This window comes from Citrobacter sedlakii, from assembly GCF_018128425.1.
GTDB classification, from domain to species: Bacteria; Pseudomonadota; Gammaproteobacteria; order Enterobacterales; family Enterobacteriaceae; genus Citrobacter_A; species Citrobacter_A sedlakii.
Genome location: NZ_CP071070.1, coordinates 2,035,560 through 2,047,242, shown reverse-complemented (window position 1 = coordinate 2,047,242; position 11,683 = coordinate 2,035,560). Strand labels below are relative to the sequence as shown.

Annotated in this window: 11 protein-coding genes; 2 read left to right on the top strand and 9 right to left on the bottom strand. The window is 55.3% G+C overall.

Annotated elements, in window-relative coordinates; translation table 11 throughout:
- Nucleotides 1–2 precede the first annotated feature (2 nt).
- From acpP to yceD, 7 genes are all read right to left on the bottom strand, one after another.
- A complete protein-coding gene (acpP, locus tag JY391_RS09810) occupies nt 3–239 on the bottom strand; it encodes an acyl carrier protein (RefSeq protein ID WP_000103754.1) in 237 nt (78 codons plus the stop codon).
- 200 nt (nt 240–439) lie between these two features.
- Nucleotides 440–1,174 (bottom strand): 3-oxoacyl-ACP reductase FabG, encoded by a 735-nt coding sequence (gene fabG / locus JY391_RS09805; protein ID WP_042283724.1) that lies wholly within the window; start codon nt 1,172–1,174, stop codon nt 440–442.
- A 12-nt stretch (nt 1,175–1,186) separates the two neighbouring features.
- Nucleotides 1,187–2,116: an ACP S-malonyltransferase gene (gene fabD / locus JY391_RS09800; RefSeq protein WP_042283726.1), complete on the bottom strand. Its 930-nt coding sequence runs from the start codon at nt 2,114–2,116 to the stop codon at nt 1,187–1,189.
- Between the two features lie 15 nt (nt 2,117–2,131).
- A complete protein-coding gene (fabH, locus tag JY391_RS09795) occupies nt 2,132–3,085 on the bottom strand; it encodes a beta-ketoacyl-ACP synthase III (protein ID WP_042283728.1) in 954 nt (317 codons plus the stop codon).
- Between the two features lie 77 nt (nt 3,086–3,162).
- Entirely contained in the window at nt 3,163–4,239 is a 1,077-nt protein-coding gene (gene plsX, locus JY391_RS09790) for a phosphate acyltransferase PlsX (RefSeq protein WP_072014948.1), read from the bottom strand.
- Nucleotides 4,240–4,322: 83 nt separating this feature from the next.
- Entirely contained in the window at nt 4,323–4,496 is a 174-nt protein-coding gene (rpmF, locus tag JY391_RS09785; RefSeq protein ID WP_000290727.1) for a 50S ribosomal protein L32, read from the bottom strand.
- Nucleotides 4,497–4,512: 16 nt separating this feature from the next.
- Nucleotides 4,513–5,034, bottom strand: a complete 522-nt coding sequence (gene yceD, locus JY391_RS09780; protein ID WP_042283732.1) for a 23S rRNA accumulation protein YceD — start codon at nt 5,032–5,034, stop codon at nt 4,513–4,515.
- Nucleotides 5,035–5,231: 197 nt separating this feature from the next.
- On the opposite strand from yceD, the gene JY391_RS09775 reads away from it, so the two are divergent.
- Nucleotides 5,232–5,816, top strand: a complete 585-nt coding sequence (locus JY391_RS09775; protein WP_042283735.1) for a Maf family protein — start codon at nt 5,232–5,234, stop codon at nt 5,814–5,816.
- A 97-nt stretch (nt 5,817–5,913) separates the two neighbouring features.
- Here the strand turns inward: JY391_RS09775 and rluC are convergent, their stop codons facing one another.
- Entirely contained in the window at nt 5,914–6,861 is a 948-nt protein-coding gene (gene rluC, locus JY391_RS09770; RefSeq protein ID WP_042283737.1) for a 23S rRNA pseudouridine(955/2504/2580) synthase RluC, read from the bottom strand.
- A gap of 572 nt (nt 6,862–7,433) precedes the next feature.
- Here rluC and rne point away from each other — a divergent pair.
- Nucleotides 7,434–10,682, top strand: a complete 3,249-nt coding sequence (gene rne / locus JY391_RS09765; protein ID WP_211935645.1) for a ribonuclease E — start codon at nt 7,434–7,436, stop codon at nt 10,680–10,682.
- A 42-nt stretch (nt 10,683–10,724) separates the two neighbouring features.
- Here rne and JY391_RS09760 read toward each other — a convergent pair whose 3' ends face one another.
- On the bottom strand, nt 10,725–11,675 hold the full coding sequence (locus JY391_RS09760; RefSeq protein ID WP_229264098.1) for a LysR family transcriptional regulator: 951 nt from the start codon (nt 11,673–11,675) through the stop codon (nt 10,725–10,727).
- Nucleotides 11,676–11,683: the final 8 nt, after the last annotated feature.

Below are 11,683 nucleotides of genomic sequence, written 5' to 3'. Positions count from 1 at the left end.
ACTTACGCCTGGTGGCCGTTGATGTAATCAATGGCAGCCTGAACGGTGGTGATTTTCTCAGCTTCTTCGTCCGGAATCTCAGTATCAAACTCTTCTTCCAGAGCCATTACCAGCTCAACGGTGTCAAGAGAATCTGCGCCCAGGTCTTCAACGAAAGAAGCATTGTTGGTAACTTCTTCCTGCTTAACGCCCAGCTGTTCGCCGATAATTTTCTTAACGCGTTCTTCGATAGTGCTCATACTCTTAAATTTCCTATCAAAACTCGCTTTCGCGATGGTTTTCGTAGTGTATAAAATGTTGAAAAATTTGCAACTAAATCCCGGCAGGTCTTACCACGATTTTACGCTATTTTGCGGCTTTTCACCCAAATAACGCAAATATTTTTCTACGCATTTTCCTTCAGACTGCTCCAGCCTGGCCGAATTTGCGTAGCTCGTGGTCAAACCATATACATTCCGCCATTGACGTGCAGGGTTTCACCAGTGATGTAACCCGCCTCGTCAGAGGCTAAAAATGCAACCGCGCTGGCAATTTCTTTTGGATCGCCTAAACGACCCGCAGGTACTGCCGCCAGCGTACCCGCACGCTGCTCATCGGTCAGCGCACGCGTCATGTCCGTTTCAATAAAGCCCGGAGCAACAACGTTTACAGTAATGCCGCGTGACGCAACTTCGCGCGCCAGCGATTTACTGAAGCCAATCAGACCTGCTTTCGCCGCAGCGTAATTGGTCTGACCCGCATTTCCCATGGTACCAACCACAGAACCGACAGTGATAATACGTCCATGACGCTTTTTCATCATAGCGCGCATTACCGCTTTTGACAGGCGGAAAACAGATGAAAGATTGGTTTCGAGAATATCGTTCCACTCATCATCTTTCATTCGCATCAGCAGATTGTCGCGAGTGATACCGGCATTATTGACCAGGATATCGACTTCACCAAATTCTGCGCGAATTTTTTCCAGAACGGATTCGATAGATGCAGGATCGGTCACGTTCAACATCAGACCTTTGCCTTTCGCACCTAAGTAATCGCTAATGGCCTGAGCGCCATTTTCGCTGGTCGCTGTACCGATAACGGTCGCGCCACGGGCAACGAGCGTCTCTGCAATAGCGCGGCCAATACCGCGACTTGCACCGGTAACCAGCGCGATTTTTCCTTCAAAACTCATGGTTTTCCTCTTTTATTGCTCAAGCGCCGCAGATACCGCCGCCGGTTCATTCAGCGCCGAGGCGGTCAGGGTATCAACAATGCGTTTCGTCAGACCGGTGAGGACTTTACCCGGACCGACTTCGTAAAGGTGTTCCACGCCCTGCGCGGCCATAAACTCAACGCTACGGGTCCACTGAACCGGGCTGTATAGCTGGCGAACCAGCGCATCACGAATCGCGTCAGCCTCGGTTTCACATTTCACATCCACGTTGTTCACTACCGGCACTGTCGGCGCGCTGAAGGTGATTTTCGCTAATTCAACGGCCAGTTTTTCCGCAGCGGGTTTCATCAACGCACAGTGCGACGGTACGCTTACCGGCAGCGGCAACGCACGTTTCGCGCCGGCAGCTTTACACGCGGCGCCCGCGCGCTCTACCGCCTCTTTGTGCCCGGCGATAACCACCTGTCCCGGCGAGTTAAAATTCACTGGCGAAACCACCTGGCCTTCCGCCGCGTCTTCGCAGGCTTTAGCGATAGAAGCATCATCCAGACCGATAATAGCAGACATGCCGCCTGTGCCTTCCGGTACCGCTTCCTGCATGAATTTACCACGCAGTTCCACGAGACGCACCGCATCAGCAAAATTAATGACGCCCGCGCACACCAGCGCAGAGTATTCACCCAGGCTATGACCCGCCATCAGCGCAGGCGCTTTACCGCCCTGCTGCTGCCAGACGCGGTACAGTGCGACAGACGCCGCTAACAGCGCAGGCTGAGTCTGCCAGGTTTTGTTCAATTCTTCCGCTGGCCCCTGTTGAGTCAGCGCCCACAGGTCGTAGCCCAGCGCCGCTGAAGCTTCAGCAAACGTTTCTTCTATAACCGGATAGCTTGCCGCCATATCGGCCAGCATCCCAACGGTCTGCGAACCCTGTCCAGGGAACACAAATGCGAATTGCGTCATGTTTAAATCCTTATACTAGAAACGAACCAGCGCGGAGCCCCAGGTGAAACCACCGCCGAAGGCTTCAAGCAGAACCAGTTGCCCGGCTTTGATACGCCCGTCGCGCACGGCTTCATCCAGCGCGCACGGTACGGAAGCCGCAGACGTGTTGCCGTGACGGTCCAGCGTGACCACGACGTTGTCCATCGACATACCCAGTTTCTTCGCCGTCGCGCTGATAATACGCAGGTTAGCCTGGTGAGGAACCAGCCAGTCGAGCTGCGAACGGTCCAGGTTGTTGGCCGCCAGCGTCTCGTCAACGATATGCGCCAGCTCGGTTACCGCCACTTTGAACACTTCGTTACCCGCCATCGTCAGGTGAATCGGGTTGTCCGGATTCACACGATCGGCATTGGGCAGCGTCAGTAATTCACCGTAGCTGCCATCCGCATGTAGATGGGTGGAGATAATGCCCGGCTCTTCGGATGCGCCGAGCACAACCGCGCCTGCGCCATCGCCAAAAATAATAATAGTGCCGCGATCGGTCGGATCGCAGGTACGAGCCAGCACGTCGGACCCGACGACCAGCGCATAGTCAACGGCGCCGGATTTCACGTACATATCGGCCACGCTGAGCGCATAGGTGAAGCCCGCACAGGCCGCCGCGACGTCAAACGCCGGGCATCCTTTAATGCCCAGCATGCTCTGGATCTGGCATGCCGCGCTGGGGAAAGCATGAGTTGCTGAGGTGGTCGCCACCACTATCAAGCCAATCTGATCTTTATCAATGCCCGCCATTTCCAGCGCCCGCTGCGCTGCGGTGTATCCCATCGTTGAGACGGTTTCATCCGGGGCGGCAATATGGCGCTCACGGATACCTGTGCGAGTGACAATCCACTCGTCAGAGGTATCGACCATTTTTTCCAGATCGGCGTTAGTCCGCACGTGTTCAGGCAGATAGCTGCCAGTACCAATAATCTTCGTATACATGTACGCTCAGTCACTTTTTGGTTATATACCGCGGATCAACAACGACGAAGAGGCCGGGCGCGTTAGCCACATCGCTGTCAGTGTGGCTGCGATGTGTCGCCATGACCCACGTCCCGCCGTTCGAATCCAGTCGGGTATACAGATTCCAGGCGAGCGGCAATTCGCTGAGGAACTTGTCGCTGCACCGCCTGCACTGCCTGTTCAATCGCGACTGTGAAGGCTCGCTGATTGGCCGCACCATGACTCTTAATCACCGTGCCGCGCAATCCTAACAGACAGGCGCCATTATACTGGTCGGGGTTGAGGTGACTGAATCGCCTCGTCAGGCTTTTTTGTAACCAACGTTTTACTATCAGCAGCCACCACGACCGTTTTTTACCCTCACCCTGAGATTTCAGCAGTGAAAGGAACATTCTGACAACCCCTTCCATCGTCTTTAATGTGACATTGCCTGTAAAACCGTCACATACCAGCACATCCGTTTTTCCCGTCAATAATTCATTGGCCTCGAGATAGCCGATGTAATTGATGGAGGAGATCGTTTTTAGCACAGCCGAAGCGTCCCGAATACTGTCGAGACCCTTAGTTTCTTCTTCGCCGATGTTGAGCAAGGCTACGCGAGGGTTATCAATGCCAACCACTTCTTCCGCGAGCACCGAGCCCATAATCGCAAACTGCACCAGCATCGTGCTGTCGCAATCGACGTTAGCCCCTAAATCCAGGACCACCGTCTTCCCTTTTTGCTGATGCGGCAACACCGTGACCAGCGCGGGACGCTCAATGCCGTCCAGCGGCTTGAGCAATAATTTTGCCAGACCCATCAGCGCCCCAGTATTACCGGCGCTCACACAGGCCTGCGCTCGCCCTTCTTTCACGAGTTCCAGCGCCACCCGCATGGAACTACCGCGACTGGCGCGGATAGCCTGCGAAGGCCGGGCATCACTGGCGATAACTGACTGCGCAGGGATAATCTGCAGACGCGAACGTTGTTCAAAGTCAGCTTTAGCAAGTAATGGCGTGATTGTATCGGGATCCCCGACTAAAAGAAGTGTGAGTTGTGAATTAGAATTCAGTGCCTGCAATGCTGCAGGCACTGTCACGGAAGGGCCGAAATCTCCCCCCATGACATCTAACGCCAGGGTTAGACGTGTCAAGGTATCTTCGCCGCCTGGTTTGGTCATTCCCCGCCTGAACGGGGAAATTCCTCACTAAGCTTCATCACGCGAATAACGCGTGATTACTTAGCGATGACCTTGCGACCGCGGTAGTAACCGTCGGCGGTGATGTGGTGACGCAGGTGTTTTTCACCAGAGGTTTTGTCTACAGACAGGCTGGTGACTGCGGTCAGCGCGTCATGGGAACGACGCATGCCACGTTTGGAACGGGTTGGTTTATTCTGTTGTACGGCCATGGACCTTACTCCTCAATTACTTACGCTTTAAGCTGGCTAATACGGCAAATGGGTTTGGTTTTTGCGCTTCATCAGGCAGTTCCCCAAAGACCATGTCCGCCTCGGACACTTCACAGTGTTCAGAATCATGCACCGGAACTACCGGCAAGGAGAGGATGATTTCATCTTCAACCATTGCAAGCAGATCGATTTCACCGAATTCGTTAACCTCAATCGGCTCATACGCTTCCGGGAGTGCTTCAGCCTGTTCGTCAGAACGAACCGGACTAAAACAATACGTTGTGTGAACCTGATGGGTAAACGGCTTACCGCAACGCTGACATTCGAGCGTGACCGAAACCGCAGCGTCGCCGGTAATTACGGCGAGACGTTGGTTGTCGATAGCGAACGACATCGAGCATTCCACATCACTGTCCACACTGACCACAGAATCGGCGACGCGCTCTACCAGATCGGAAGTATAGATACCTTCATAATCGAGGCGTTTTTGAGCCGTACGAACCGGATCCAGAGTCAGGGGTAATTTTACCTTTTGCATAGGGCGCGCATATTAACTTTGTAACGTCATATAGTCAAAGAAAAAGGCAGCCTGCGGTTGCCTTTTGCCAATAATTCGCACACATTGCGGTTAACAGACTTATTTTCGCTCAGCAGACGCCCTGCTTGCGCGTCTGAATGACGAAAGACATAGTTTAAAATGGGTCTCATCAATACGCTATATCTGGTAGAAAAAATATGCCTAATCTTATTCTCGCTTCTACTTCGCCCTGGCGTCGCGCCCTGCTGGAAAAACTGGCGATCCCCTTTGAATGCGCCGCGCCGGACGTTGACGAAACGCCGATGCCTGGCGAGAGTCCCCGTCACCTGGTCAGTCGTCTGGCGAAAGAAAAGGCGCAGTCGCTGGCCCACCGCTTCCCTGCTCACCTGATTATTGGCTCCGATCAGGTATGCGTGCTGGATGGCGAAATCGCCGGCAAGCCATTAACAGAAGAAAAAGCCTGCCAGCAGTTGGCGAAAGCCAGCGGCAACATCATCACCTTCTATACGGGGCTGGCGCTGTATAATTCCGCGACCGGCCATTTGCAGACGGAAGTGGAACCGTTTGACGTCCATTTTCGTCATCTGAGCGAAGCAGAGATAGAAGACTACGTGCGCAAAGAGCGTCCGCTGCATTGTGCCGGGAGTTTTAAAAGCGAAGGACTGGGCATTGCGCTGTTTGAGCGCTTAGAGGGCCGGGACCCCAATACGCTGATTGGCTTACCACTGATCGCCCTGTGCCAGATGTTGCGTCGGGAAGAGATGAACCCGCTGAAAGCCTAACGCAGTGAAGCGCCTGATGGCGCTTCACTTTCAGACCAGCGGAAAGGCGCGGGAGGCAAACGTCGTCTGATAAAACACGTCAGCGACGCGATCAGAATCATTTACGCAATGTCTGGAGACATCTTTTTAACTGCTCATCCATCGGCGCCTCAATGCGCAGTATCTCCCCCGTTCCCGGATGGGTAAACTTCAGCGCGGCAGCATGCAGGAAGAGGCGCGAAAGTCCGGTTCCCGCCAGTTGCTTGTCAAATTCGCGGTCGCCGTAGCGATCGTCAAACGCAATCGGATGCCCGGCATACTGGGTATGCACGCGGATCTGGTGCGTACGGCCGGTAACCGGGCTACAGCGCACCAGCGTGGCAAACGCATAACGCTCTTCAACTTTAAAGCGGGTTTCTGAAGGCTTACCTTCCTGACTCACACGGACGATACGCTCGCCGCTTTGCAGGATGTTCTTTAATAGCGGCGCCTGTACGTTTTTCACGTGCGATTGCCACTGGCCGCGAACCAGCGCCAGATAGTCTTTCTGCATTCCTTTCTCACGCAGTTGCTCATGCAGCGAACGTAGCGCCGAGCGCTTTTTCGCCACCAGCAGCACACCAGAGGTGTCGCGGTCGAGGCGGTGCACCAGTTCGAGGAACCGCGCCTCCGGACGCAGAGCGCGCAATCCTTCAATCACGCCGAAGCTCAGGCCGCTACCGCCATGCACCGCCGTGCCCGAGGGCTTATTGAGCACCAGGATATGGTCATCTTCGTACAGGATGACATCGGCCAGCGCCGCCACCTTTTGCAGGTGTGGCGACACGGCGTCGTCTTCCCGCTCGGCCACGCGAACAGGCGGAATACGCACTTCATCGCCCGCTTCGAGTTTATATTCGGGTTTGATGCGTTTTTTATTCACCCGCACTTCGCCTTTGCGCAAAATGCGATAAATCATACTTTTCGGCACGCCTTTTAACTGCGTACGCAAAAAGTTATCGATGCGTTGCCCTGCTTCGTCAGCGGAAATAGCAACAATTTTTACGGATGGAGTCTCTGTTTTCATGGGGGCCGATTCTAAATAGCGGCAAGGATTCGCGCCACTCATTTTTCTATGCTTATATTTATCTTTATCTGCCGCCGCACAGCGTATTCATCACAGATTTGATGGTTATTAAACCAATCACCGCGGATAAGTGAAAAAACTGTGAGTAAGTGGGAGATAAATGGTAAAAGTCATCTTGCTATAACAAGGTTAGCAGTGGAATAATGTCACCGTTTCCGTGTCAAAACTTGTTAGAACAAGCAATTTTACGGAATGACCCATTTTGCCCGAACGATCATCCACGCAGCAATGGCGTAAGACGTATTGATCTTTCAGGCAGTTAGCGGGCTGCGGGTTGCAGTCCTTACCGGTAGATCGGATCTTCTCTGGAGAGTAACACCCAGGCAGTTCCCCTGATAATTGCGCTGTGTTTCCGTATGAAATACAGGCAACCGACACTCTGCGCCTCTTTGAGCTGACGATAACCGTGAGGTTGGCGACGCGAATAGACACGAGGCCATCGGTTCACACCCGGAAAGGCGATACTCTGCCCGCAGCTTAGTCGTCAATGTAAGAATAATGAGTAAGTTACGATGAAAAGAATGTTAATCAACGCAACTCAGCAGGAAGAGTTGCGTGTTGCCCTTGTAGATGGGCAGCGTCTGTACGATCTGGATATTGAAAGTCCTGGACACGAGCAGAAAAAAGCGAACATCTATAAAGGCAAAATTACCCGTATTGAACCGAGTCTGGAAGCGGCTTTTGTTGATTACGGCGCTGAACGTCACGGTTTCCTCCCGTTAAAAGAAATTGCCCGCGAATATTTCCCCGCCAGTTACAACGCGCATGGTCGTCCCAACATTAAAGATGTGTTGCGCGAAGGTCAGGAAGTCATTGTTCAGATTGATAAAGAAGAACGCGGCAACAAAGGCGCTGCGCTGACCACCTTTATCAGCCTGGCGGGAAGTTATCTGGTGCTGATGCCAAACAACCCGCGCGCGGGCGGCATCTCTCGTCGTATTGAAGGCGACGATCGCACCGAACTGAAAGAAGCGCTGGCAAGCCTTGAGCTGCCCGACGGCATGGGACTTATTGTGCGCACCGCAGGCGTCGGCAAGTCTGCCGACGCGTTGCAGTGGGACTTAAGCTTCCGTCTGAAGCACTGGGAAGCCATCCAGAAAGCAGCGGAAAGCCGCCCGGCGCCATTCCTGATCCATCAGGAAAGCAACGTGATTGTTCGCGCGTTTCGCGACTACCTGCGTCAGGATATCGGTGAAATTCTCATCGATAACCCGAAAGTGCTTGAACTGGCGCGCCAGCATATCGCCGCGTTGGGTCGTCCGGACTTCAGCAGCAAAATTAAACTGTACACCGGTGAAATACCGCTGTTCAGCCATTACCAGATCGAGTCGCAAATTGAGTCCGCGTTCCAGCGTGAAGTACGCTTGCCGTCCGGCGGTTCCATTGTAATCGACAGCACCGAAGCGTTAACCGCTATCGACATCAACTCCGCTCGCGCTACCCGCGGCGGCGATATCGAAGAAACCGCGTTTAACACCAACCTTGAAGCGGCCGATGAAATCGCTCGCCAGTTGCGTCTGCGCGATCTTGGCGGCTTGATTGTTATCGACTTCATCGACATGACGCCGGTTCGCCACCAGCGCGCGGTGGAAAACCGTCTGCGTGAAGCGGTGCGTCAGGACCGGGCCCGCATTCAGATCAGCCATATTTCGCGCTTTGGCCTGCTGGAAATGTCCCGTCAGCGCCTGAGTCCGTCACTGGGCGAATCCAGCCATCACGTTTGTCCGCGCTGTAGCGGTACCGGCACCGTTCGTGACAACGAGTCGCTGTCGCTGTCCATTCTGCGCCTGATCGAAGAAGAAGCGCTGAAAGAGAACACTCAGGAAGTTCATGCGATTGTTCCAGTGCCGATTGCGTCCTACCTGCTTAACGAAAAACGTACTGCCGTTAACGCAATTGAAACGCGTCAGAACGGTGTGCGCTGTGTGATCGTCCCTAACGATCAGATGGAAACGCCGCATTACTCCGTACTGCGCGTACGTAAAGGCGAAGAGACACCAACCCTGAGCTACATGCTGCCAAAACTGCATGAAGAAGCGATGGCGTTGCCGTCTGAAGAAGAATACGCCGAGCGTAAACGTCCGGAACAACCTGCCCTTGCAACTTTTGCAATGCCGGATGTTCCGCCTGCGCCAGCGCCGGCGGCTGCCGAACCGGTGGTCAAAACTGCCGCGCCGAAAGCCGCAGCCGCACCGGCTACGCCTGCAGAACCGGGTCTGCTCAGCCGCTTCTTTGGCGCGCTGAAGTCGCTGTTCAGCGGCAGTGAAGAAGCGAAGCCTGCAGAGCAACCCGCGCCAAAAGCGGCAGAAAAACCGGAACGCCAGCAGGATCGTCGTAAACGTCAGAACAACCGCCGCGACCGTAACGATCGCAGCGAGCGCCGTGACAACCGCGATAATCGCAGCGAACGCGGCGACCGTTCAGAAAACGGTGAAAGCCGTGACGAGAACCGCCGTAATCGTCGTCAGGCCCAGCAGAATACCGAACGCGATAGCCGTCAGCAGTCCAGTGACGTGACGGAAAAAGCGAAGGCAGCCGATGAGCCGCAACAGCCGCAGCGTCGCGAACGTAATCGTCGCCGTAGCGAAGAAAAACGTCAGGCCCAGCAGGAAGTGAAAGCGCTGAATCTGGACGAGCAGCAGACTCAGGATACCGAGCAGGAAGAACGTGTTCGTCAGGCGCAGCCGCGCCGTAAACAACGCCAGCTGAGTCAAAAAGTGCGTTACACCGACAATGCGACAGAAGCGGATGCGGTAAGTACGGCAGCAAACGAAGATACCGTTGCCGCGCCGGTCGTGGCAGAGACCGCGCCTGCGCAGAGCACCGAGCTGGCAAAAGTCCCGCTGCCGGTCGTTGCCGAGGTTGCTCAGGAGCAGGAAGATAACGGCGACGCGCGTGATAACGCCGGTATGCCGCGTCGCTCCCGTCGTTCTCCACGTCATCTGCGTGTAAGCGGTCAACGCCGTCGTCGCTACCGTGACGAACGCTATCCGCTCCAGTCACCCATGCCGTTGACCGTTGCCTGCGCATCGCCGGAGATGGCCTCCGGTAAAGTGTGGATCCGCTACCCGGTGGCCCGTCCTCAGGATATCGAGCAGCAAGAGCAGGAACTCGGGCAGGTTCAGGCGCAGCCAGCGGTAACTGAAGCGCAGGCCGTAGCCGCTGCCGTTGAGCCGCTTCAGGCCATGGCGGAGACGATTGCCGACGCGCCTGTTCAGCCGCAGGATGCCGTGGAAACGACGCATCCGGAGGTGATTGCCGCCCCGGTTGACGAACAGCCGCAAATCATTGCCGATGCCGATGCGCCCGTTGCTGAAAACGTCGCCGCTGAAGCAGAGCCGGTCGCCGAAACGCAGGAGACTGCGCCGGTCGCAGAACAACCCGCCGATGTCGTGGTCGTTGAGCCTGAAGCCGTGGCGGAACCGGTTGCCGTTGAGCCTGAAGTCATTGCCGAACCGGTTAACGAACAGGACGTTGAAGCACAGGACGAAGTGGAAGTGGTCGTTTCCCCTGCGCCTGTTGCCGTCCAGGTTGAAGCGGCAAAAGAGGAAAAACCTGCCGTTGTCGCCGCGCCGGTTGAGCACAGCCACGCTACCGCACCGATGACCCGCGCGCCTGCGCCGGAGTACGTGCCGGAAGCACCGCGCCACAGCGACTGGCAGCGTCCTGCCTTCGCCTTTGAAGGTAAAGGCGCCGCTGGCGGCCACAGCGCGACGCATCACGCGTCTGCGGGTCCGACCCGCCCTCAGCCTGTCGAATAACAGGCGGACTGTCTGAGAAAGCCGACCTCCGGGTCGGCTTTTTTATTCCCCCTGCGGTTGGCGCATTCCCGCCAGTTCTGGCATCACCTCTTTCATTAATTCCAGGAAACGGCGCAGTCGGGAAGGATAATAACGCGCCCACGGATAGACCAGATGTACCGGTAACGGCGCAGCCTGCCAGTCGGCAACCAGTTCAACCAGACGCCCGCTGGCGATATCTTCTTCCACCGTCCAGCTGGAGACAATCGCAACGCCCAGCCCTGCCAGCGCCGCATTACGTGCGACGTAAATACTGTCAGTACTCAGCCGTGGCGTAATCGGGAAGCTCACCGGTTGGCGACTAATCTGATGGCTCAGCGAGACGTTATGTTGATAGAAAGTGTTGAGCGCGATCCAGGGTAGCGCAGACAACTGATGCGGTTCGCTGACAGGATCAAATTCCGCCAGTAACTCTGGCGTCGCCACCACGCTACGCGGCACTTCCGCCAGCAGCACCGACACCGTGGCCGGATCAACCTCTGCCCCCACCCGAATAGCGCAATCAATGTTGTCGCTCAGGAAGTCGACCGTTTTGTCGTTGAGCATCCACTCCACTGACAGATTCGGGTAACGGGCCAAAAAATGGAGTAACGGCGTCAGGAGCTGCTGCTGGCCGAAAGCATGCGGCGCGCGTACCCGCAGCGTACCTACGGGTTCGTCTTCCGCCGCGTTAAGCCCGTCCTCAAGCGCCAGCCAGGCGTCAATAATGTGTTTCGCGTGTTGATAACCGCGCTCGCCGTCGTCTGTCAGCTTCATTGCATGAGTGGTGCGTAACAACAGTTTGACGCCCAGCATGGCTTCAAGCGACTGTAAACGACGGCTGATAGTGGCCTGGGTGGTATTTAACTGTCTTGCCGCTGCCGAGAGCGATCCGGCTTCGACAATACGCACAAACGTCCGCATCAGCTCCACCCTGTCTATACGTTCATTTTTTAGCATGTGCTTTTTACCCATACGTTAAA

Coding starts and splice junctions, on each gene's coding strand:
- acpP (WP_000103754.1), bottom strand. CDS start 239: ATGAGCACTATCGAAGAACGCGTTAAGAAAATTATCGGCGAACAGCTG.
- fabG (WP_042283724.1), bottom strand. CDS start 1,174: ATGAGTTTTGAAGGAAAAATCGCGCTGGTTACCGGTGCAAGTCGCGGT.
- fabD (WP_042283726.1), bottom strand. CDS start 2,116: ATGACGCAATTCGCATTTGTGTTCCCTGGACAGGGTTCGCAGACCGTT.
- fabH (WP_042283728.1), bottom strand. CDS start 3,085: ATGTATACGAAGATTATTGGTACTGGCAGCTATCTGCCTGAACACGTG.
- rpmF (WP_000290727.1), bottom strand. CDS start 4,496: ATGGCCGTACAACAGAATAAACCAACCCGTTCCAAACGTGGCATGCGT.
- yceD (WP_042283732.1), bottom strand. CDS start 5,034: ATGCAAAAGGTAAAATTACCCCTGACTCTGGATCCGGTTCGTACGGCT.
- JY391_RS09775 (WP_042283735.1), top strand. CDS start 5,232: ATGCCTAATCTTATTCTCGCTTCTACTTCGCCCTGGCGTCGCGCCCTG.
- rluC (WP_042283737.1), bottom strand. CDS start 6,861: ATGAAAACAGAGACTCCATCCGTAAAAATTGTTGCTATTTCCGCTGAC.
- rne (WP_211935645.1), top strand. CDS start 7,434: ATGAAAAGAATGTTAATCAACGCAACTCAGCAGGAAGAGTTGCGTGTT.
- JY391_RS09760 (WP_229264098.1), bottom strand. CDS start 11,675: ATGGGTAAAAAGCACATGCTAAAAAATGAACGTATAGACAGGGTGGAG.